At 66.7% G+C, this 21,504-nt stretch carries 17 protein-coding genes; 2 read left to right on the top strand and 15 right to left on the bottom strand.

Translation table 11 applies throughout. The annotated features are described in order from the left end of the window. The 10 genes from JHD80_RS10775 to xdhA form a co-directional block, all read right to left on the bottom strand. Positions 1 to 594, bottom strand: coding sequence for a hypothetical protein (locus tag JHD80_RS10775; protein WP_199086911.1), 594 nt, complete (start codon positions 592 to 594; stop codon positions 1 to 3). Between the two features lie 11 nt (positions 595 to 605). Then, positions 606 to 1,781 carry a vWA domain-containing protein gene (locus tag JHD80_RS10780; protein ID WP_091855760.1) on the bottom strand — a complete coding sequence of 392 codons (1,176 nt, stop codon included), beginning with the start codon at positions 1,779 to 1,781 and terminating at the stop codon, positions 606 to 608. A gap of 146 nt (positions 1,782 to 1,927) precedes the next feature. After that, a complete protein-coding gene (locus JHD80_RS10785; RefSeq protein WP_210339860.1) occupies positions 1,928 to 2,200 on the bottom strand; it encodes an HU family DNA-binding protein in 273 nt (90 codons plus the stop codon). A 324-nt stretch (positions 2,201 to 2,524) separates the two neighbouring features. Further along, positions 2,525 to 3,604 (bottom strand): BMP family ABC transporter substrate-binding protein, encoded by a 1,080-nt coding sequence (locus tag JHD80_RS10790; protein ID WP_199086913.1) that lies wholly within the window; start codon positions 3,602 to 3,604, stop codon positions 2,525 to 2,527. Between the two features lie 32 nt (positions 3,605 to 3,636). Then, a complete protein-coding gene (locus JHD80_RS10795; protein WP_248311486.1) occupies positions 3,637 to 4,560 on the bottom strand; it encodes an ABC transporter permease in 924 nt (307 codons plus the stop codon). 166 nt (positions 4,561 to 4,726) lie between these two features. Continuing rightward, on the bottom strand, positions 4,727 to 5,791 hold the full coding sequence (locus JHD80_RS10800) for an ABC transporter permease (protein WP_199086915.1): 1,065 nt from the start codon (positions 5,789 to 5,791) through the stop codon (positions 4,727 to 4,729). Beyond that, positions 5,784 to 7,328 (bottom strand): ABC transporter ATP-binding protein, encoded by a 1,545-nt coding sequence (locus JHD80_RS10805; protein ID WP_199086917.1) that lies wholly within the window; start codon positions 7,326 to 7,328, stop codon positions 5,784 to 5,786. Before JHD80_RS10805 ends, JHD80_RS10800 begins: the two co-directional genes overlap by 8 nt. Beyond that, positions 7,312 to 8,154, bottom strand: coding sequence for a xanthine dehydrogenase accessory protein XdhC (gene xdhC, locus JHD80_RS10810; protein WP_199086919.1), 843 nt, complete (start codon positions 8,152 to 8,154; stop codon positions 7,312 to 7,314). Before xdhC ends, JHD80_RS10805 begins: the two co-directional genes overlap by 17 nt. Before the next feature lie 226 nt (positions 8,155 to 8,380). Further along, complete coding sequence (gene xdhB / locus JHD80_RS10815; RefSeq protein ID WP_199086921.1) at positions 8,381 to 10,741, bottom strand: xanthine dehydrogenase molybdopterin binding subunit; 2,361 nt, start codon at positions 10,739 to 10,741, stop codon at positions 8,381 to 8,383. Continuing rightward, positions 10,734 to 12,224 (bottom strand): xanthine dehydrogenase small subunit, encoded by a 1,491-nt coding sequence (xdhA, locus tag JHD80_RS10820; protein WP_199086923.1) that lies wholly within the window; start codon positions 12,222 to 12,224, stop codon positions 10,734 to 10,736. Before xdhA ends, xdhB begins: the two co-directional genes overlap by 8 nt. Before the next feature lie 117 nt (positions 12,225 to 12,341). Here xdhA and guaD point away from each other — a divergent pair, with 117 nt between their 5' ends. Continuing rightward, positions 12,342 to 13,652 carry a guanine deaminase gene (guaD, locus tag JHD80_RS10825; RefSeq protein ID WP_349237251.1) on the top strand — a complete coding sequence of 437 codons (1,311 nt, stop codon included), beginning with the start codon at positions 12,342 to 12,344 and terminating at the stop codon, positions 13,650 to 13,652. Positions 13,653 to 13,884: 232 nt separating this feature from the next. Here the strand turns inward: guaD and JHD80_RS10830 are convergent, their stop codons facing one another. The 5 genes from JHD80_RS10830 to JHD80_RS10850 all read right to left on the bottom strand — a co-directional run bounded on the left by JHD80_RS10830 (position 13,885) and on the right by JHD80_RS10850 (position 20,407). Then, positions 13,885 to 14,742 carry a D-amino-acid transaminase gene (locus JHD80_RS10830; RefSeq protein ID WP_199086925.1) on the bottom strand — a complete coding sequence of 286 codons (858 nt, stop codon included), beginning with the start codon at positions 14,740 to 14,742 and terminating at the stop codon, positions 13,885 to 13,887. A gap of 253 nt (positions 14,743 to 14,995) precedes the next feature. Further along, positions 14,996 to 16,594 carry a peptide ABC transporter substrate-binding protein gene (locus JHD80_RS10835; RefSeq protein WP_199086926.1) on the bottom strand — a complete coding sequence of 533 codons (1,599 nt, stop codon included), beginning with the start codon at positions 16,592 to 16,594 and terminating at the stop codon, positions 14,996 to 14,998. Between the two features lie 144 nt (positions 16,595 to 16,738). Further along, complete coding sequence (locus tag JHD80_RS10840) at positions 16,739 to 19,039, bottom strand: NADP-dependent malic enzyme (protein WP_199086928.1); 2,301 nt, start codon at positions 19,037 to 19,039, stop codon at positions 16,739 to 16,741. A gap of 254 nt (positions 19,040 to 19,293) precedes the next feature. Then, the gene (locus JHD80_RS10845; RefSeq protein WP_038361355.1) at positions 19,294 to 19,530 is read right to left on the bottom strand and encodes an Lrp/AsnC ligand binding domain-containing protein; all 237 of its coding nucleotides are present in this window, start codon (positions 19,528 to 19,530) and stop codon (positions 19,294 to 19,296) included. 52 nt (positions 19,531 to 19,582) lie between these two features. Then, on the bottom strand, positions 19,583 to 20,407 hold the full coding sequence (locus JHD80_RS10850; protein ID WP_199086929.1) for an alpha/beta hydrolase: 825 nt from the start codon (positions 20,405 to 20,407) through the stop codon (positions 19,583 to 19,585). A 137-nt stretch (positions 20,408 to 20,544) separates the two neighbouring features. Between JHD80_RS10850 and JHD80_RS10855 the strand changes: the two genes are divergently transcribed. Further along, on the top strand, positions 20,545 to 21,504 hold a 960-nt coding region (locus JHD80_RS10855), incomplete at its 3' end, for an asparaginase (RefSeq protein WP_199086931.1).

Genomic DNA, 21,504 nt, shown 5'->3' on the forward strand with positions numbered 1-21,504 from the left:
TCAGGCTGTCCCGCCCGGGACAAGGCTGTCGGGCACCTCGCCGGTCGCGAGTTCGCGCGGCCGGTTGAGCTTGACCAGCGGCCAGACCTGCCAGAACGAGGCGGCGATCAACAGCACCCCGAGCAGGCCGGCATTGGTCGCGCCCTGCTGGAAGGCGCGCAGCGTGAAGGCCGCGAGCATCAGCAAGGACAGCGCGCCGACGACGGCGACGCCGAGCCAGATCGGCTTCGGCCGCCCAGCGACGAAGCGCGCGCGCGGATTGGCCCGCGCGATCGCGGCCGAGAGCGCCGTGACGAAGCGATGATAGCGCGGATCGTCGCGGTCGATATCGGTGAGCGAGCGCCAGGACAGGTTGCCGAAGGTCACCGTCCGTCCGTCGCTGAGCCTGAGCTGCGTCTTGTAGCCCTTCGACGAGATGTTGCCGGGCGCATAGACGAAGCGCACCTGCTCGACCGCGCTGAGGCGGATGCTGTCGACCCGGCGCGTCCGGTCGACCTCCAGCGTCTCGCCATCGAGCTTGTAGGCGATTTCGAAGCCGACAGGCTTGGGCCGCTGGCGCCAGCTCGGGGCAGGGCCGTCGTCGTCTTCGGTCATGATCGTATGCGTCACCGCGCCAGAACCTTCATCGCGCCATCGAGCCCGTCGAGCGTCAGTGGGAACATGCGCCCGCCCATCAGCCCGCCGATCTGGCGGATCGACTGGGTGTAGTTCCAGAGATTCTGCTGCACCGGGTTGAGCCAGACCGATTTCGGGAACTTGGTCGCCAGACGCTCCATCCAGACCTCGCCGGCCTCCTCGTTCCAGTGCTCGACCGAGCCGCCGGGCATCGCGATTTCATAGGGGCTCATCGAGGCGTCGCCGACGAAGACGAGGCGGTAGTCGGAAGGGTAGGTCCGGAGCACGTCCCAGGTCGCGATCTGCTGGTCGTGGCGGCGCCGGTTCTCCTTCCAGACCCGCTCATAGGGGCAGTTATGGAAGTAGAAATGCTCGAAATGCTTGAACTCGGCCCGCGCCGCCGAGAACAGCTCCTCGGCCAGTTCGATATGCCAGTCCATCGACCCGCCGACATCGAGGAAGAGCAGCACCTTCACGGCGTTGCGGCGTTCAGGCCGCAGCTTGACGTCGAGATAGCCGTGCCGGGCGGTCTCGGAAATCGTGTTGTCGAGATCGAGTTCCTCGGCCGCGCCGGTGCGGGCGAAGCGGCGCAGGCGCCGGAGCGCGATCCGCATGTTGCGCACGCCGAGCTCGCGCGTATCGTCGAAATCCTTGAACTCGCGCTTGTCCCAGACCTTCACCGCGCGGAAATTGCGGTTCTTGTCCTGGCCGATGCGGATGCCTTCGGGATTGTAGCCATAGGCGCCATAGGGCGAGGTGCCGGCGGTGCCGATCCACTTGTTGCCGCCCTGATGGCGGCCCTTCTGCTCGTCGAGCCGCTGTTTCAGCGTCTCCCAGAGCTTCTCCCAGCCCATCGCGTCGATCTGGGCCTTCTCTTCGTCGGTCAGGAATTTCTCGGCGAGCTTGCGCAGCCATTCCTCGGGAATGCCGGCTTCCTCGATCGCCTGCTGCAGCGTCTCCATGCCCTTGAAGACCTGGGCGAAGACGCGGTCGAACTTGTCGAGATGGCGCTCGTCCTTCACCAGGGTGGCGCGGGCGAGATAGTAGAACTCGTCGACCCGATGCTCGGCGAGGTCGGCCTCGACCCCTTCGAGCAGCGTCAGGTATTCGCGCAAGGTCACCGGGACCTTGGCGGCGCGCAGATCGGTGAAGAGGCGAAGGAACATGAGACGGCGTCATTCTCGGGCGGAGCGAAGCGTGGACCCGAGAATCTCGCCGAAGAGATGCCGGGGTCAAGCCCGAGCATGACGACGAGCCTCAAGCAGCGTCCGCGCTTTAGGTGCAGACGCTGCTCGAACCCGAACGTTGGCTGTTACGCCACCGCGTCGGCGAGGTCCTTGGTGACCTTGAACTTCACGACGGTCTTGGCGGGCACCTTGATGGTCGCGCCGGTCGACGGGTTGCGGGCCTCGCGGGCCTCGCGCTTGGCGGCGGAGAGCTTGCCGATGCCGCCGAGCGTGACGTCGTCGCCGCTCTTCAGGGTCTTGGCGACGGTCGCGCCGAGAGAGGTCAGGATGGCCGAGACGTCGGCCTTGGTCTTGCCGGTCTCTTCGGCGATGGCGGCAATCAGTTCGTTCTTGGTCATGAAAATCCTCCTTGAGAAGGTGCTTCAGGCGTCGCGTGCTGGATGACGGCCGTTCATGCTCGTTTCCGACACGAGCGACCGCGACACATGGATGACATTCGCGGCGCGCAACTCACGCAGTTGCCACGGTTATCGTGGAAAGACGATGCCCACGGCGGTAGATACGCACAGGAAACGGCTTCGTTCCGTCCGTTTTTGGGCCGATACGTGGCCAGTTGAGAACCAAAGCAATCTGATGCGTGGCGATTGACCAAGGTCAGGCGCTCCGAGCCTGCGAATCGCCATGGCGGCGGGCAGGGCCGCCACCATGGCAGAGGAACGTCCTCAGGCCTGGATGCCGTCGACGTACCAGTCCATCTTCGAGAGCAGTTCGTCGCTGGCCTTCTCGCCGGCCTTGAGGCGGATTTCGCCCTTCTGGTCCTTCAATTCGCCGGTGAAGGGGTGGAGCGTGCCGGCGATGATGCCCTTGGTCACCTCGTCGGCGGCGGCGCGGGCAGCCGGGGTGACGGCGTCGTTATAGGGCGCGATCTTGACCATGCCCTCCTTCAGCCCGTGCCAGACGGCGCCGCTCTTCCAGTTGCCGTCCATGACGTCCTTGACGCGCTTGATGTAGTAGCCCGACCAGTCGTCGACGATGGCCGAGAGATGGGCCTTGGGCGCGAAGGACCTCATGTCCGAGGCCTGGCCGAAGGCGAAGACGCCGCGCTGCTCGGCCGCCTGGAGCGGGGCGGCGGAATCGGTATGCTGGGTGATCATGTCGGCGCCCTGGTCGATCAGCGCCTTGGCCGCGTCGGCCTCCTTGGCGGGGTCGTACCAGGTCGAGCACCAGACGACCTTGGTCTTGAAGTTCGGGTTCACCTTGCGGGCGGCGAGGTGGAAGGCGTTGATGCCCATCACGACTTCCGGGATCGGGAAGGAGGCGACATAGCCCGCCTGGCCGGTCTTCGACATATGGCCGGCGATGGTGCCGATCACCGCGCGGCCCTCATAGAAGCGCGCATCGTAGGTCGCGACATTCTCGGCGCGCATATAGCCGGTGGCGTGCTCGAAATGGATCTTCGGGAACTGCTTGGCGACCTGGATCGTCGGGTTCATGAAGCCGAAGGAGGTCGTGAAGATCAGCTGGTTGCCGGCCTGGGCGAGCTGGCGGATGGCGCGGGCGGCATCCGGGCCCTCGGCGACGTTCTCGATGAAGCTGGTCTTGATCTTGGCGCCGTATTCCTTCTCCAGCGCGAGCCGGCCCTGGTTATGCGTCCAGGTATAGCCGTGGTCGCCGATCGGGCCGACATAGACGAAGCCGACGCCGAGCGGGGCCTGCGCCGAGGCGCCGCGGCCGAGGATCGGCAAGGTGGAGGCGGCGGCCGCGCCGAAGGTCAGCTTGCGGCGGGTGATGATGCTGGTCATTTCCAAAGAACTCCCCGTTGTGGGTTGCGGCGTCAGGACGCCGAGAAAGGTTTGCCGAGGCAGGCGGGCGCGTCGAGCCGGCCGGTCTTCCGTCCTAGCGACATCATGGTCAGAACTGCAATCGTCGCAAGGTAGGGGGCCATTGCCAGAACCTCCGGCGCGAGCCAGTTGACGCCGGCTGCCTTGAGCTGCAATTCGAGCGTCATGACGGCACCGAAGAGATAGGCCCCGAGCAGCAGGCGCCCCGGCTTCCAGGCCGAGAACACGACCAGCGCCAGCGCGATCCAGCCGCGCCCCGCCGTCAGCCGGTCCGCCCACATCGGCGTCAGCGCCAGCGAGAAATAGGCGCCGCCGAGCCCAGCAAGCGCACCGCCGAAGGCGACCGCCGCATAGCGGATGGCGACCACCGGATAGCCGATCGCATGGGCCGAGGCGTCGTTCTCACCGACGGCGCGCAGGATCAACCCCGGCCGCGTCCGGCGCAGGAACCAGCTCACGCCCGCAACCAGGGCGAAGGATAGATAGACCAGGATATCGTGGCCGAAGATCACGCGCAGGATCGGATGGTCGGAGAGCGCCGCCGGGAACACCGGCTGGAGCCGCGTGATGGTGCGCCCCACGAACCCGGCGCCGATCAGCGACGACGCGCCGATGCCGAAGATCGTCAGTGCGAGCCCCGTCGCGACCTGATTGGCTGTCAGCGAGAGCGCGAGCACCGCGAAAATCATCGAGGCAGCGACGCCCGCGAAGGCCGCCGCAACGAGGCCGACGCCGGTGCTACCGGTCGAGAAGGCCACGGCGAAGCCCGCGACCGCGCCGCACAGCATCATGCCCTCGACGCCGAGATTGAGCACGCCGGCCTTCTCGGCGACGAGCTCGCCGAGCGAGGCCAGCAGCAGCGGCGTCGAAGCCGCGATCAGCGTCATGAGGATGGAGACGAGCATCGCGGAGGTCATGGCTGGTCCCCTGTCATTCCGGGGCGCGCCGCAGGCGCGAACCCGGAACCCACGACTGGGCGAGCGTTCGCGATCATCCGTTTGAAAGGGTCCACCCGGTCGTAGGTTCCGGGTTCGTCGCTCCGCGACGCCCCGGAATGACAAAGGTGGGTGCGCATCGAAGCTGTCACGCCGCCCTCCGCTTGAATACGATCCGCCACCTCACCAGCACGTCGGTCGCGAGCAGCATGAACAGCAGCATCGCCTGGAACAGGCCGGTCGCGGCCTGCGGCAGCCGGACCGTCGATTGCGCGATCTCGCCGCCGACATAGGTTCCAGCCAGCACGATGCCGCCGAAGACGATGCCGAGCGGGTTCAGCCGCCCGAGGAAGGCGACGATGATCGCGGTGAAGCCATAGCCGACCGGGAATTGCGGCGTGAGCTGGCCGAACGGGCCGGCCGCCTCGAACAACCCGGCGAGGCCCGCTAGCGCACCGCTGATCAGCATCGTGGCCCAGGTCGTCCGCGCCGCGCTGAAGCCGCCATGGCGCGCCGCGGCCGGCGCGAGGCCGACGACCTTGATCGCATAGCCCGCGGTGGTCTTTTCCATCAGCAGCCAGGCGATGACCGCGAGCGCGAGAGCGGCGGGGATACCGAGATGGACGAGTGTCCCCTCCAGCACAGTCGGTAGCGTCTGGTCCGCCGTGAACATCCGCGTCTGCGGGAAATTGAAGCCGCCCGGGTCCTTCCACGGGCCACGCACCAGGAAATACAGGAACTGCACGGCGACATAGGTCAGCATCAGGCTGGTCAGGATTTCGCTGACCTGCAGCTTGACGCGCAGAAAGGCCGGGATCGCCGCCCAGGCCATGCCGCCGAGGATGCCGGCCAGCACCATGGCGGGCAGGATCCACCAGCCCGTCATGTCATAGGTCAGCAGCGCGACGCCGGTGCCGGCGATGGCGCCCATGACGTATTGCCCCTCGGCGCCGATATTCCAGACATTGGCCCGGAAGCCGATGGCGAGACCGAGCGCGATCATCACCAGCGGCGCGCCCTTGACCCCGATATCGCCCCAGCGCTGCGGCTCCAGGAAGGGCGTCAGGAAGATGCTCTCGACCGCGTGAAAGCCGTCATAGCCGATGGCGGTGAAGACGATCATGCCGATCAGCATGGTGAGAGCGATCGCGATCAGCGGGCTCAAGGCCAGCATCAGCATGCTGGGTTCGCGGCGGCGGCGCCATTCAAGCATGGGCTGCCTCCGTGCCGTGGACGCCGCCCATCATCAGGCCGATCTCGTCGATGCCGAGGCTGGCGACCGGGCGCGGCGCCGACAAACGCCCCTCGTTGATGACGCAGAGCCGGTCGGCAAGCTCCAGCAATTCGTCGAGGTCCTGCGATATCACCACCACGGCCGAGCCCTTGGCGGCGAGGTCGACGAGTTCCTGCCGGATCGCGGCGGCGGCACCGGCATCGACGCCCCAGGTCGGCTGCGAGACGACGAGCACGGCCGGCTGCTGGCCGATCTCGCGGCCCATGATGAATTTCTGCAGGTTGCCGCCCGAGAGCGAGCGGGCGAGCGCAGCATTGCCGGTGGTCCGGACGTCGAAGAGCTTGATGACCCCATCGGCGAAACGCCGGACGGCGCCCGTGCTGATAAAGCCGTGCGGCGCCAGCGGCAGGCGATGGCGCGCCGTCAGGATGCCGTTATCGGCGAGCGAGAAATCCGGCACCGCGGCATGGCCGTTGCGCTCTTCGGGCACGCAGGCGAGGCCGAGCCCCCGGCGCGCGCCTGCGCCTTCCAGGCCGACAGCTTTCCCGTCGAGTTTGATCGCTTCGGCATGGGCTGCGAGCTGTTCGCCCGAGAGCGCGGTCAGGAGTTCGGCCTGCCCGTTGCCGGCAACGCCGGCAACGCCGAGAATCTCGCCGGCCCGCGCCTCGAAGGAAACACTCTCCAGGTCGGTGCCGAAAGGCGGCTCGCCGGGGAGCGAGAGACCCTTGATCTCCAGCCGGACGGCGCCCGAGGTCGCCGTCTTGCTGTGCTCGATCTTGCGCAGCTCCGCGCCGATCATCAGCTCGGCCATGCGCTTGGTCGTCTCGATCTTGGGATCGCAGGTCGCGACGACGCGCCCGCCGCGCAGGATGGTGGCGCTGTCGCAGAGCGCTTTGATCTCGTGCAGCTTGTGCGAGATGTAGAGGATCGAGCAGCCCTCAGTCGCGATCTGCCTGAGCGTCGCGAACAGGCGCTCGACCTCCTGCGGCGTCAGAACCGAGGTCGGCTCGTCCATGATCAGCAGCTTCGGCTTCTGCAGCAGGCAGCGCACGATTTCGATGCGCTGGCGCTCGCCGACCGAAAGCGTATGCACCTCCCGCTCCGGATCGAGCGGCAGCGAATAGGATTGCAGGATCGCAGCGACTTGGCTCTTGAGCTTCTCGCGATCGACGGCTTCGTCGAGGCCGAGCGCGATGTTCTCGATCACCGTCATCGCGTCGAACAGCGAGAAGTGCTGGAAGACCATGCCGATGCCGAGCTTGCGCGCGGCCGTGGGCGAGGGGATCGCAACGGGCGAGCCGTTCCAGGAGATTGTGCCTTCGTCGGCCTGCTGGACGCCGTAGATGATCTTGACCAGCGTCGACTTGCCGGCGCCGTTCTCGCCGAGCAGGGCGTGGATTTCGCCGGGTTGGACGCTCAGGCTGATGTCCTCATTGGCTTTGACGCCGGGAAAGCTCTTCGAAACATGGGCGAGCGCCAGCCGCGGCGGCACATCCTGCTCACGCGGCTGATTCATGTCGCGACCGTCTCCCTTTCGCCGGCTCCCGGCGGCCAAGCAAGCAACGCACCAGCTCGGCCGCCGTCAAGGCCGCGATCACCTCCGGCCGCTTGTCGTCCACATCCGAACCGCCGATCGGACAGGTCAACCGGGTCAGCGTCTCGCGCCGCCCGCCGCTGCGCAGGAAGCTCGCCTCGAAACGGACGCGCTTCGTGGCCGAGCCGATCATGCCGACATAGGCGGCATCGCCGCGCGCCAGCGCCGCCTCCGTCAGCCGGTAGTCGAGCGCGTGGCTATGCGAGAGCACGACGAAAGCGGCATTCGCCTGCGTGCTGGCGATCGCATCGACGGGATCGGCCATGCGGATGCAGGTGACCGCCGCCGGCAGCCCGCTCATGACGTCGTCGCGATCGTCGATCAGCGACACGGTGAACTGCAGGGGCGCCAGCGCCTGCGCGAGAGCCCGGCCGGTATGGCCGGCACCGAAGATCAGGACGGGCGGCCGCGCCGCGGCTTCGGCCTTCTCGCGGGCGCTGAACAGAGCGATCTCGGCCGCGCCGGCGTGGCGCAGCGACACGCGCACGCGCCCGCCGCAGCACTGCCCCATCTGCGGGCCGAGCGGGATGTCGAGCAACTGATCCTCGGCGCCCTCGCTCAGCATGTGGCGGGCGAGGTCGATGCAGTGGAACTCGAGCTGCCCGCCGCCGATGGTCCCCGCGATGGCACCTGGGCTGACGGCCATGCAGGCGCCGGCCTCGCGCGGCGTCGAGCCTTCGGTGCCCTCGATCCGCACGAGAACGATGCCGTCGCGGTGATAGGCGGTGAGGAAGGCCGCGAGGGTCATGTCGCTCTCCCGCGAGGTTGTCCCGAAGGGCGCGGGGAACCCCTCTCCTGTAAGGAGAGGGGCAGGGGTGAGGTGTAGTCCGCTGGACCAGTAAAGCGGTGGATTTGCAGGGGCGCTGCGGGGAGGGCGCCGCCAAAGCGTCCGAGGACCGACCCCTCACCCTGCCCTCTCCCTATGGGAGAGGGTTCCCCGCGCTTTTCTCGGTGAAGGATGCGGCGAAGCCTCCTCATCGTCCGGCCTCCGCCCTGACCCGCTCGACTGCGTCCAGAACCCGCTCCGGCGTCGCGGGTGCATCTAGCCGGGGGCAAATCCGGTGGTCGCCGACGCTCGCCACCGCGTCCGACAGCGCGTGAAGCACCGAGATCGCCAGCATCAAGGGTGGTTCACCGACGGCCTTGGAGCGATGGATCGTCGGCTCGCGATTGGGCGCGCTTTCCAGCAGATGCACGTTGAAGATGCGCGGACGGTCGGAGGCGACGGGGATCTTGTAGGTCGAGGGCGCATGGGTCCAGAGCCGGCCTTTTTTATCCCAGACCAGTTCTTCTGTCGTCAGCCAGCCCATGCCCTGCACGAAGCCGCCTTCGATCTGTCCCTTGTCGATCGCGGGATTCAGCGACTGCCCGCAATCATGCAGAATATCGACGCGCTCGACCTTGTACTCCCCGGTCAGCGTGTCGATCGCGACCTCGGCCGCCGCTGCGCCATAGGCGAAATAGTAGAACGGGTGGCCGCGCCCGGCCTTGCGGTCCCAGTGGATTTTGGGCGTTGCGTAAAAGCCTGTCGCGGAGAGCTGGACGCGGGCCATATAGGCCGCCGCGATCAGGTCCTTGAAGGCGATCTCGCGGGCGCCGATCTTCACCCGACCCGGCAGGAAGGCGATGTCCTCCGGCCGTTCCTGCCAATGTTTCCCGGCGAATTCTGTCAAACGCCTCTTGATCGTCTCGCAGGCATCGAGAGCCGCCATGCCGTTGAGGTCGGAGCCGGAGGAGGCGGCGGTGGCGGAGGTGTTGGGAACCTTGCCGGTCGTCGTCGCGGTGATCTTGATCTGGTCTAGCCCGATGCCGAAGGCATGCGCCACCACCTGCGCGACCTTGACGTAGAGCCCTTGCCCCATCTCGGTGCCGCCATGGTTCAGCGCGACCGTGCCGTCGGTATAGACATGCACCAGCGCGCCGGCCTGGTTGAACCAAGTCGCGGTGAAGGAGATGCCGAACTTCACCGGCGTCAACGCGATGCCGCGCTTGACGATCGAACTGGTCCTGTTGACCTCCCGGATCGCCACCTTACGGGCCTGATAATCGCAGCGCCGCTCCAGCTCGGCGATCACCTCGGCCGCGATATTGTCCTCGACCGTCTGGTGATAGGGCGTGACGTCGCGGCGAAGACCTTCACCGGAAGCTTGGCCGCCATAAAGATTGCGCCGGCGCACCTCCAGCGGGTCGAGACCGGTCGCGTAGGCGACCTCCTCGATGAAGCGCTCGGCGCCCACCATGCCCTGCGGGCCGCCGAAGCCGCGGAAGGCGGTGTTCGAGCAGGTATGGGTGAAGAGCGGTTCAGAGCGGGCGCGCACCGCCGGGTAGAAATAGCAATTGTCCATGTGGAACAGGGCGCGGTCGGTCACCGGTCCCGACAGATCGGCGTTCCAGCCGCAGCGCGCCGCATAGACGGCGTCGAGCGCATGGATGCGGCCCTCGTCGTCGAAGCCGATCTCGTAGTCGCAGACGAAATCGTGGCGCTTGCCGGTGATCGCCATGTCGTCGTCGCGATCGGGCCGGAGCTTGACCGGTCGCTTCAGCTTGCGGGCCGCGATGGCGGCGACGCAGGCGAAGAGATTGGCCTGCGTCTCCTTGCCGCCGAAGCCGCCGCCCATACGCCGGACCTCGACGGTGACCGCATGCGAGCCGACGCCGAGCACGGCGGCGACCATATGCTGGACCTCGCTCGGATGCTGGGTCGAGACGAGCACGGCCATGTCCTCGTCTTCGCCGGGGATGGCGAGCGCGATCTGGCTTTCGAGGTAGAAGTGCTCCTGCCCGCCGATCGTCATCGTGCCTTTCAGCCGGCGCGGGCTCGCTGCCATGGCTGCGGTGATGTCGCCGCGTTCCAGCTTGAGCGGGGCGGTGACCAGCTTGCCACCGGCTTCGCGCGCGGCGGCAATATCGATCAGCGGCGCTTCCTCGGCATAGTCGGCTTTCGCCAGCGTCGCGGCATGGCGCGCCTGCCCGCGGGTTTCGGCGACCACCGCAAAAATCGGCTGGCCGTGGAACAGGATGGATTCGGTCGCGAAGACCGGCTCGTCATGCAGATGCGTCGAAGAGATGTCGTTGGCGCCGGGGATATCCGCTGCCGTCAGCACGGCGACGACGCCCGGTGCGGCACGCACGGCATCGAGATCGAGCGAGAGCAGCCGGCCACGGGCGATCATGCCCGTGCCGAGATAGGCGTGTAGCAGCCCCTCGGGCGCGGCGATGTCGTCGATATAGAGCGCTTCGCCCGCGACATGCTTGGGCGCAGAATCATGGATGCGGGAGCTGCCGACCGGCCCGCTCTCCAGTCCGATATCGAGCTTGCGGCGCGCGTCAGCCATGGGCGGCCTCCGCCAGCAGGCCGGCGACCCGCGTCTGTGTTTCAGCTTGCGTCGTCTCGATCAGGAAACGCCGCAGCAGGTTGCCGGCGATCTTGAGCCGATATTGCGCCGAGGCGCGCATGTCGTCGAGCGGGGTGAAATCTTGCGGCAGGGCGGCGACGGCGGCGGCGACGGCGGCGTCATCCCACGGCCGTCCGATCAGCGCGGCTTCGGCCGCTGCCGCCCGCTTCGGGATCCCGGCCATGCCGCCATAGGCGAGGCGGGCTTCGTGGATGCGGCCATCGCTGCCGAGCGTCAGCCGGAAGGCGCCGCAGACGGCGGAGATGTCCTCATCGAAGCGCTTCGAGACCTTGGAAGCGTGGAACAGGACGCCATCGGACAGCTTCGGCACCAGAACGGCCTCGACGAATTCGCCGGGGTGCCGGTCCTGCTTGCGGTATTCGATGAAGAAGCTTTCGAGCGGGATGCTGCGGCGTTCGATTCCGGCCTCCGAGCGCCGTGCCAGCACCAGCGTCGCATCGAGCGCGATCAGCGCGGGCGGCAGGTCCCCGATCGGCGAGCCGTTGGCGATGTTGCCGCCGATCGTGCCGGCATTGCGCACCTGCTCGCCGCCGAACCGGCGCATCAATTCGTCGAGCTGTGGGGAGAGGGCGGCCAGCGCCGTTCTGACGTCGATATGGCTGGCCATCGCGCCAAAGCGCAAATGATCGCCCTCGTCGCTGATCGTCCGCAATGCCCCGATCCGCCCGAGATAGATCACCGGATCGAGCCGCTTCATCGCCTTGGTGACCCAGAGCCCGACATCGGTCGCCCCGGCGACCAGCGTCGCTTGCGGATGGGCTGAGACCAAGTCTGCCAGCGCTTCGATGGTGGCGGGAGCGTAGAAACTCCCGGCTTCGCCTCGCAGGACCAGCGTCTCGGGATCATTCAGCTCTGCAAGGCGCACTGCGACGGCCTCGCGCTCCCCCAGAAAGCGATCCGCCTCGCGCGGAGCAATCTCGTCCATGCGGCGGCCGGCGGCGATGATCGGCTCGTAGCCGGTGCAGCGGCAGAGATTGCCTGCGAGCGCATCCTCGATGCGGCCGGTGTCTGGGGTCGCCTCGTTGAGCCTGAGCGCGAAGAGCGACATCACGAAGCCCGGTGTGCAGAAGCCGCATTGCGAGCCGTGGCATTCCACCATCGCCTGCTGGACCGGATGCAAGGAGCCATCAGCGCCCTTCAGATGCTCGACAGTGAGGATCTGGCAGCCGTCCAATGTCGGCAGGAATCGGATGCAGGCATTGATCGCCTCGTAGCGCAGCCTTCCGCGATCCAGCCGCCCGACCACGACGGTGCAGGCGCCGCAATCGCCCTCGGCGCAGCCTTCCTTGGTGCCGGTCATGCGCTGGTCGAGGCGCAGCCAGTCGAGCACCGTCAGGGTCGGGTCGCAGCGGTCGATCTCAACCAGCCTGTCGCCGAGCAGGAAGCGCAAGCTCTCACGCATCCTGCCCACTTCCTTCGCAAAGCCAAATCATGCCCGCAGATTAGGCACGATCCGCGCTTGGCCGGAAGCTTCGATTTGGTGCAGATGTGATGTGGAATTGTGCCGGAGCTGCCCGACGTGACTGCATCCACCGTCCTGCGCGCCCTGCGTGGTCGCCTGCTCTGGTTCGTGGATGATCCACAGGCCGCAGGCGAGGCGGCGCATCGCTATGTCGAGGATGGCCTGCTCGTCATCGAGAACGGGCTGATCAAGGCGGCGGGCGAGGTCCGGGATTTGCTGCGGACGCTGCCGGCCGATGCCGAAATCGTCGACCATCGCCCGCATCTGATCATGCCGGGCTTCATCGATGCCCATATCCACATGCCGCAGACGCAGGTCGTCGCCTCCTATGGCGCCCAGCTCATGGAATGGCTGAACAAATACACCTTCGTCGAGGAGCAGAAGCTCGGCGAGCAGGGCCATGCCGAGAAGCTTTCGCGCTTCTTCCTCGACGAATTGCTGGCCAATGGCACGACGACGGCGGCGGTCTATTGCTCGGTCCATCCGCAATCGGCCGAGGCCTTCTTCGCCGAATCGCAGCGTCGCAACACCCGCATGATCGCCGGCAAGGTGATGATGGACCGCAACGCGCCGGAGGCGCTGACCGACACCGCCGAAAGCGGCTATCGCGATTCGAAGGCGCTGATCGCGCGCTGGCACGGCAAGGGCCGGCAGCTCTATGCGATCACGCCGCGCTTCGCGATCACCTCGACGCCGGAGCAACTGGCGGCTGCGGGGAAGCTGGCAGCCGAGCATCCCGACTGCCATGTCCAGACCCATATCGACGAGAACCGGGCTGAGATCGCCTTCGCTCGCGAGCTTTACCCGGCCGCAGCCGACTACGCCGATATCTATCGCGGCTCCGGTCTGCTCGGACCGAAGAGCTTGATGGGCCATTGCATCCACATGACCCATAATGAATGGCAGGCCTTCGCCGAGACCGGCGCGGTCGCGGTGTTCTGCCCGACCTCGAACCTCTTTCTCGGCTCGGGGCTCTTCGACTGGGCCCATGCAAGGCAGCGCGGCGTCAAGGTCGCGGTCGCCACCGATATCGGTGGCGGCACGTCCTATTCGATGCTCAGGACCATGGCCGAAGCCTACAAGGTGCTGCAGCTTCAAGGGCAAAGCCTGCCGGCCTTTGCAGCCCTGCATGCGATCACGCGCGGCAACGCCGTGGCGCTCGGCCTCGATCACTGGATCGGCAGCTTCGAGCCCGGCCGCGAGGCGGATATCGTCGTGCTCGATACCGGCGCGACGCGGGCGATGGCGCATCGCCTGGAAACGGTGCGCGATCTCGCGGAGGAACTGTTCGTGCTCGTCACGCTGGGCGACGAGCGCAATGTCACCGCGACCTATGTGATGGGGGAGTTGGCTTCGGGTGGCGCGTAAAGCTCTTCGGCTTTCGCGTTGCGCCTTCATCCCGGGCGTGCCCCGGGATCCACCGTAAGGCTCTGCGCCCTACGATGGATCCCGGATCTGCGCGGCTTGGCCGCTTGTCCGGGATGACGATGTGGTTCCGAGGCAAGAAGCAGCTCTATTGCCTGCTTCGGTAGCCAAGGCCGAGAAGGCTGGTTTCCGTCATGGTCGGGTCAAGCCCGACCATGACGGCTGTTGAACGGGTTCAGCCCAGAACGCCGCCCTTGCGGGCGTAGTCGATATAAATCTCGCGCAGGCGCAGCGCGGTCGGGCCGGGCGCGCCGTTATGGATCGTGTGGCCGTCGATCGTGGTCACCGGCATGACGAGGCTGGTTGCGGAGGTGATGAAGGCCTCCTCGGCGTCGAGAGCCTCTTCAAGGGTGAACTCGCGCTCCTCGAAGCTGAAGCCGGATTCGGCGAGATAGGCCAGCACCGCCTTGCGGGTGATGCCCGGCAGCACCTTGTTGGAGAGCGGGCGCGAGATCAGCGTCTTGCCCTTGACGATCCAGGCGGTGGAGGAGGCGCCCTCGGTCACCACGCCGTCCTCGGTGAGCCACGCTTCCTGCGCGCCACTTTCCAGCGCGAACTGCTTGGCGAGCACGGGTGCGAGCAGGTTGACGCTCTTGATGTCGCGGCGGGCCCAGCGCAGGTCCGGCGTCGAGACGACCTTGATGCCGGTCTTGGCGCCCGGCGCGTTCACGAAGTTGCGGGCCTGGGTGAACATCACCAGCGTCGGCTGGACATCCTTCGGGAAGGGGAAGTCGCGATCGGCCGCGCCGCGCGAGACCTGCAGGTAGATGCCGCCCTCGTCGAGAGCGTTGCGCTTGATCAGCTCCTCATGAACAGCGACGAGCTCAGCCTTCGACCAGGGCAGGGCAAGACGGATTTCGCCGCAGGAGCGCTCGAGCCGGGCCAGATGCGCCTCGCAATCGACGAGCTTGCCGCCGATCACGGCCGAAACCTCGTAGATGCCGTCGCCGAAAATGAAACCGCGATCGAAAACGGAGATCTTGGCCTCTTCCTCGGGAAGATAGGCGCCATTGACGTAGACGATGCGGCTCATCGATGCGGACTCGCTGATTGGAAGGGAACGCCGGACCTTCCTAGCGAAGCTTCGCGCTGCTTGCGAGCCTCAAGGCGGGGAAACGGCTCGGCGTCTGGTGCAGGGCATAGTCAATTTCCGGAGCCCTCATCCTGAGGAGCGCCGAAGGCGCGTCTCGAAGGATGTTCCAGATGGTTCGGGAGCCTCCTGGAGCATCCTTCGAGACGGCCCTGCAGGCCTCCTCAGGATGAGGGCTTCGGAATCAATGGCCGCTTCAGGCCTTCAGGCTCAGGAACCGGGTCGGGATCACGCCGCGCAGGTTCTGCTCGAAGCCGACGAGCTTCGGCGAAACCAGGTTCTTGGTCGAGTAGTGCAGCACCGGAATCCAGGGTTCCTCGCGTATCACGATGCTATCGGCTTCGCGCAGGATCGCGGCGCGCCGCGCGATGTCGAGCTCCTCGGTCGCGAGCTTCATCAGGGCATCGAACTGGGCGTTCTTGTATTTGCCGATGTTGAAGCCGGCATTGTCGCTCTCGAACAGGAACAGGAAGTTCTGCGGGTCGGAATAGTCGCCGATCCAGCCATAGCGCGCGACGTCGAAATCGCCGCCATCGCGCAGATAGGCGAAATGCGTGCGGAAATCGGTTTCGACGAAGCGGGTCTCCACGCCGATGGCGCGCCACTGCTCGGCGATCGCCTCGGCGGTGTGGCGGTTGTTGTCGGTGGTGTTGAAGCGGAACTCGATCTGGAGCGGCACGCTGCCGAAACCGGCCGAGGCGAGCAGGCGTTTCGCCTCGTCCTCGCGCTCTAGGATCGAGGCATGGCGGAAATCGAGCTCGGCTCGCTCGCCATAATTGCCGATATGCGGGGGTATCACCCCATAGGCCGGCAGCATCGTGCCGCCCCAGACCCGGTCGGCGATGAACTCGCGGTCGATCTGCAGCGAGAGCGCCCGCCTGACGCGCTCGTCGTCGAAGGGGGCCTTGGCGCTGTTGATGATCAGGAAATAGGTCGCGAGATAGGGGCCGATCCGGACCTGATCGCCGAGCTTGTCTTTCAGGCTCTTGAACTGGTCGGCCGGGATGTCCGTCGTCAGGTGCAATTCGCCGGCCTGGAAGCGCCGTGCCGCCGCTGCGAGGTCCGAGGCCGGATAGAAGATCACGGTGTCGATCTTGACCTCGGCGGCGGCATGGAAATGCGGGTTGCGGTCGAGCCGGATATGCGAGTTCGGCGCCAGCTCCTTGAGCATGTAGGGGCCGTTGGTGATCCAGTTTTCCGGCCGGCCGGGCTCCTGCGCGGCCCTGGCCACGCTGGCCGGGTGCACGGGGAGGGTGCTCTGATGGGTCAGCAGCTCCAGCAGATAGGGGGTCGGCTGCTCCAGCGCGATCTCCAGCGTGCTCTCGTCGGGAGCGGTTACACCAAGCGCTTCGAGCGAGGAGCCGGCTGTCGCCTTGTGGATGGCTTCGGCATTGCGGATCGGGAAGAGCAGGTTGGCGTATTTGGCGCCGGTTTCCGGATTGACGATGCGCCGGAAGGAATAGACGAAATCCGAGGCCTTGACCGGGTCGCCATTGGACCATTTCGCGTTGCCGCGCAGCTTGAAGCGCCAGCTTTTGCCGTCCGGGCTCATCGTCCAGCTCTCGGCGACGCCGGGCACGACCTCGCCCTTCATGTCGTGGATGACGAGGCCCTCGCGCAGGTCCCGCAGCAGATGGGCTTCGGCGACGGTCGAGGTCTTGTGCGGGTCGAGCGTCTCGGGATCGCCGTCATTGCCGCGATGGAAAACGATGCGGCCCTGGGAGGCGGCGGCGCGGGTCGCGGCCAGGATGGCGGCGAATGCCAAGGGCGCGCGGCGGCGCGTGACGTCGAGCATGGCAACCTCCCTCGAATCGGGCGTCGTTGCGAGCGATGCCCGACTTGAAGGGAAGTAGACCCTGTCGGATCGAGTCTGCCAAGCGCGAAAACGACGACGCCGTCGCCGTTTTCGCTCCTTGGTTGTCAGGAGCTGGCTACAGGCTCAGCGGCCGGCCGCTGCGGCCGCGCTCTCCTGCGCCTCGACCACGGCGACGGCGGTCATGTTGACCACGCCGCGCGCCGTCACCGAGCCGGTGAGGATATGGGCGGGCTTGGCCGTGCCGATCAGGATCGGCCCGACAGGCAACGCATCGGCCATCACCTTGGCGAACTGGTAGGAGATGTTGGCGGCGTCGAGATTCGGGAAGATCAGGACGTTCGCCATCTCCTTCAGCGTCGAGGAGGGCAGGACGCGCTCGCGGATCATCGGGACGAGGGCGGTGTCGGCCTCCATCTCGCCGTCGCATTCGAGATGCGGCGCCCGCTCGCGGATCAGCTTCAGCGCCTTGCGCATCTTGAGCGAGGAGGGCGTGTCGGCCGCGCCGAAATCGGAATGCGAGAGCAGCGCGATCTTGGGATCGATGCCGAAGCGCTGGACATGGTCGGCGGCGAGCACGGTCATGTCGGCGATCTCCTCCGCCGTCGGATCATGCTTCACATGCGTGTCCGAGAGGAAGAAGGCGCCCTTGTTGGTGATGATCAGCGTCATCGCCGCGAGATCGCAGACGCCCGGCGCCAGGCCGATGATGTCCTTGATATGCCGCAGCCGCGACATGAACCGGCCTTCGAGGCCGGAAATCATCGCATCGGCATCGCCGCGGGCGACGGCCAGCGCCGCGATCACGGTGTTGTTGGTGCGCACCAGCGCGCGGGCGGCTTCCGGGGTGATGCCGCGCCGGCCGGCGATGTCGAGATAGGTCTGGACATAGTCGCGATAGCGCGGGTCGTCCTCGGGGTTCACCACCTCGAAATCGACGCCCGGCTTCAGCGACAGGCCGAAGCGCTGGATGCGCGTCTCGATCACGCTCGGGCGGCCGATCAGGATCGGGATCGCTAGCCCTTCCTCTAGGGCGATCTGGGCGGCGCGCAGCACGCGCTCGTCCTCGCCCTCGGCATAGATCACGCGCTTGGGATTCGCCTTGGCCTTCTGGAACAGCGGCTTCATCAGGAAGCCGGAGCGGAAGACGAAGCGCGAGAGCTGCTCGCGATAGGCTTCGACATCGACCAGCGGCTTGCGGGCGACGCCGGTCGCCATCGCAGCCTCGGCGACGGCCGGCGCGATGCGCATGATCAGGCGCGGGTCGAACGGGTTCGGGATCAGCGAGGTCGCGCCGAAGGTCGAGGCCTCGCCGCCATAGGCGCGGGCCGCGATGTCGGAGGTCGCCTCGCGGGCGAGCGCGGCGATGGCGCGCACGGCGGCGAGCTTCATCGCCTCGTTGATTGTCGTCGCCTGCACGTCGAGCGCGCCGCGGAAGATATAGGGGAAGCACAGGACGTTGTTGACCTGGTTCGGATAGTCCGAGCGGCCGGTGCAGATCATCGCGTCGGGGCGGACAGCGAGCGCGTCCTCCGGCGTGATCTCGGGATTGGGGTTGGCGAGAGCCAGGATCAGCGGCTTGGGCCCCATCTGCTTGGCCATCTCGGGCTTCAGCACGCCTGCTGCGGACAGCCCGAGGAAGATGTCGGCGCCGCCGATGACGTCGTTGAGCGTGCGGGCGTCGGTCTCCTGCGCGTAGACCTCCTTCCAGCGGTCCATCAGCGTGTTGCGGCCCTTGTAGACCACGCCGTCGATATCGGTGACCCAGATGTTCTTGCGCTGCGCGCCGAGCTCGACCAGCAGGTTGGTGCAGGCCAGCGCCGCGGCACCCGCGCCGGAGACGACGATCTTGACGTCGGCGATCTTCTTGCCCGCGAGGTCGAGCCCGTTCAGGACGGCGGCCGAGACGATGATCGCCGTGCCGTGCTGGTCGTCATGGAAGACCGGAATCTTCATCCGGGCCTTGAGCTGCTCCTCGATCTCGAAGCATTCCGGCCCCTTGATGTCCTCGAGATTGATGCCGCCGAAGGTCGGCTCGAGCGCGGCGACGACCTCGACGAATTTCTCGATGTTCTTCTGCTCGACCTCGATATCGAAGCAGTCGATCCCGGCGAATTTCTTGAAGAGGACGGCCTTGCCCTCCATCACCGGCTTGGAGGCCAGCGGGCCGATATCGCCGAGGCCGAGCACCGCCGTGCCGTTGGTGATGACGGCGACGAGGTTCTGGCGCGAGGTCAGCTCGGCAGCTTCGGAGGGATCGTCGACGATCGCCTCGCAGGCGGCGGCGACGCCGGGCGAATAGGCGAGCGCGAGGTCGCGCTGGTTGCCGAGCGGCTTGGTCGCCTGGATCTCGAGCTTACCGGGCCGAGGATGGCGATGATAGACGAGCGCGCCCGAGCGCAGATCGGTGGAGAGGGTGCTTTTCATGGCGCGCTTTCATCCCCGCAGTACGAGCAATGCTGGTCGCGCGAAAGGCCCCATCCCGTCAAGCCGTCGAGGCGTTGCAAGCAGTTTCGCCGCGGCGGAAAGGATGGCGCGGCGGCGATGGCGCCCGGCCGTAATCGAGCGCCTCCGGGCACCGCAACTTGAATCAGTTTGGCAAGGCGTTGAATCGGCACGCGAGGAGCCGCGCACAAACATCGGAAATGATTCGACAACTCGCCCGGCGCCTGCGCGGGTGCTTAGAACGCCTTGAAGGTGATGATCGTGTGGGTATCGGCGATCTCGGGGATCGACTGCACCTTCTGCGCCACGAAATGGCCGATATCGACATCGGCCGCGACGTGGAACTTGGCCAGGATGTCGTAATTGCCGGCGGTCGAGTAGATCTCGGAGGCGATCTCGCGATCCGCCAGTTCGCTGGCGACCTCGTAGGTCTTGCCGAGCTTGCATTTGATCTCGACGAAGAAGGTCTGCATCGCGCGCTCCGAAACTCTGTCAGGTCTGGATAGAGCCCTCGGCGTGGAAAGATCAAGCGCCCGCGAGCGTGGCGATGCGCCGTGTCATCGCGTTTTCCGGATCGGTCAGCCCGGCGATCACTGTGAAATGGTTCGCGCCGGGGATTTCCTCGTAGCGCGTCGTCACGCCTTCCAGACCCCAGACATCGACGAGCCGGCGGCTCTGCCGGTGGTACTCGTCGCTCTCGGCGCCACCGACGACCGCGTCCATCGTCAATCGCGAAGGCGCCGGCCAGAACAGCGGGCTTTCCAGCTCCGCGGCGGCGAGGCCGAGATTCAGCGCATCGTTGATGCTGGTCTCGGTGAGGGGCTTCAGGTTGTAGAGGCCGGAAATGCCATAGGCGGCGGGCACAAGCTGATCGGGCAGGTCGGGGTCGACATTCTTCCAGTTGGTCGCGAGCGTGCAGGCGCTGAGATGCCCGCCGGCGGAATGGCCCGTCGCGACCACCGGCAGGCCGAAGCGCCGCCACAGAGCCGCGGCCGCCTGCTGCAATTCCCAGACGATATGGCCGAGATGGACCTGCGGGCAGAGATCGTAGCCGACGACCGCGACCGGCAGGCCGAGCCGGTTCAGCCCGCGCGCCATATGCGAGAAATAGCTGCGGTCCAGCGCCTGCCAATAGCCGCCATGGATGAACATCACCAACGCATTGCCCCGGATCGAATCGGGCTTGAACAGGTCGTAGGCCTGGCGCGCGCCCTCGCCATAGGAGACGTCCAGCTCGCACAGGGCCTCGCTGCGGTAGGCGGCGGCATCGCTCTGCCAGCCGGCGATGATGCCGGGATGTTCCGGCACGCGGGCGCGGTTGTTGTATTCGGTCTCGTAGTCCTGCGACATCGATCGTCCATCGCTGAGGGGCGTTTGGTTGGGCCGCACCGTGGCAGCCCGGCGGGTTTCGCGCCAGCGCTTTTGACAGGACCCTGCTCCGGCGCCAAAAGGCGGCAAGCCCATCGCAATGGGCAACGGAGGTCGCCATGGAAAATCCCGTTCTCGCCGAGGTCACGCGCGGCAATGTCGTCGAATCGCGCCATCGCGGTGCGGCGATCGTCGTCGATGCCGATGGCGGCGTGGTGTTCTCCGCAGGCGATGTCGAGCGCCCGGTCTTCCCGCGCTCGGCCGTCAAGGCGATCCAGGGCCTGCCCTTGATCGAGAGCGGCGCCGCCGACCGCTACGGGCTGACCGAGGCCGAGATCGCGCTCGCCGTCTCCTCGCATTCCGGCGAGCCGCTCCATGCCCAGACGTCGCTGGCGATGCTGCGCAAGGCCGGCCGCGACGCGGGCTGCCTTGAATGCGGCGCGCATTGGCCCTCGAACGAACTCGTCTCCCGCGCCCTCGCCAAGTCGGGTGCCGAGCCGAGCGCCCTCAACAACAACTGCTCCGGCAAGCATGCCGGCTTCGTCTGCCTGTCCTGCAACATGGACGAGGACCCGGCGGGCTATGTGAAGGCGAGCCATCCCGTGCAGCAGGCGGTGCGCGGCGCGCTGGAGGCCGTGACCGGGGCTGTCCACAGCGCCGACCGGATGGGCATCGACGGCTGCTCGATCCCGTCCTACGCCGTGCCGCTTTCGGCGCTGGCGCTGGGCTTCGCCCGGCTCGGCACCGGCCGCGGCTTCGGGCCAGAGCGGGCGAAGGCGGCGGCGCGCATCCGGGCGGCTGCAGCGGCGCATCCCTTCATGGTCGCCGGCACCGGTCGCTACGACACGCGCCTGATGGACCTGCTCGGCGCGCGCGCCTTCACCAAGACCGGGGCCGAGGGCGTCTATTGCGCCGCGCTCCCCGAGCTGGGCTACGGCATCGCCCTGAAATGCGATGACGGCGCCGGCCGCGCCGCCGAAGTCGCGCTCGGCGCCCTGATCGCGCGCTTCCTGCCGATGGACGATGCCACGCAGGCTGCCTTCGCGCCGCTGCGCGAGACCGTCCTGAAGAACTGGAAC

Origin of the sequence: Allobosea sp. ASV33 (assembly GCF_016428755.1) — a bacterium.
In the GTDB taxonomy this organism is placed as follows: domain Bacteria; phylum Pseudomonadota; class Alphaproteobacteria; order Rhizobiales; family Beijerinckiaceae; genus Allobosea.

Excerpts from the sequence above, each read along its gene's own strand:
- JHD80_RS10775 (WP_199086911.1), bottom strand. The coding sequence starts at position 594 with ATGACCGAAGACGACGACGGCCCTGCCCCGAGCTGGCGCCAGCGGCCC.
- JHD80_RS10780 (WP_091855760.1), bottom strand. The coding sequence starts at position 1,781 with ATGTTCCTTCGCCTCTTCACCGATCTGCGCGCCGCCAAGGTCCCGGTG.
- JHD80_RS10785 (WP_210339860.1), bottom strand. The coding sequence starts at position 2,200 with ATGACCAAGAACGAACTGATTGCCGCCATCGCCGAAGAGACCGGCAAG.
- JHD80_RS10790 (WP_199086913.1), bottom strand. The coding sequence starts at position 3,604 with ATGACCAGCATCATCACCCGCCGCAAGCTGACCTTCGGCGCGGCCGCC.
- JHD80_RS10795 (WP_248311486.1), bottom strand. The coding sequence starts at position 4,560 with ATGACCTCCGCGATGCTCGTCTCCATCCTCATGACGCTGATCGCGGCT.
- JHD80_RS10800 (WP_199086915.1), bottom strand. The coding sequence starts at position 5,791 with ATGCTTGAATGGCGCCGCCGCCGCGAACCCAGCATGCTGATGCTGGCC.
- JHD80_RS10805 (WP_199086917.1), bottom strand. The coding sequence starts at position 7,328 with ATGAATCAGCCGCGTGAGCAGGATGTGCCGCCGCGGCTGGCGCTCGCC.
- xdhC (WP_199086919.1), bottom strand. The coding sequence starts at position 8,154 with ATGACCCTCGCGGCCTTCCTCACCGCCTATCACCGCGACGGCATCGTT.
- xdhB (WP_199086921.1), bottom strand. The coding sequence starts at position 10,741 with ATGGCTGACGCGCGCCGCAAGCTCGATATCGGACTGGAGAGCGGGCCG.
- xdhA (WP_199086923.1), bottom strand. The coding sequence starts at position 12,224 with ATGCGTGAGAGCTTGCGCTTCCTGCTCGGCGACAGGCTGGTTGAGATC.
- JHD80_RS10830 (WP_199086925.1), bottom strand. The coding sequence starts at position 14,742 with ATGAGCCGCATCGTCTACGTCAATGGCGCCTATCTTCCCGAGGAAGAG.
- JHD80_RS10835 (WP_199086926.1), bottom strand. The coding sequence starts at position 16,594 with ATGCTCGACGTCACGCGCCGCCGCGCGCCCTTGGCATTCGCCGCCATC.
- JHD80_RS10840 (WP_199086928.1), bottom strand. The coding sequence starts at position 19,039 with ATGAAAAGCACCCTCTCCACCGATCTGCGCTCGGGCGCGCTCGTCTAT.
- JHD80_RS10845 (WP_038361355.1), bottom strand. The coding sequence starts at position 19,530 with ATGCAGACCTTCTTCGTCGAGATCAAATGCAAGCTCGGCAAGACCTAC.
- JHD80_RS10850 (WP_199086929.1), bottom strand. The coding sequence starts at position 20,407 with ATGTCGCAGGACTACGAGACCGAATACAACAACCGCGCCCGCGTGCCG.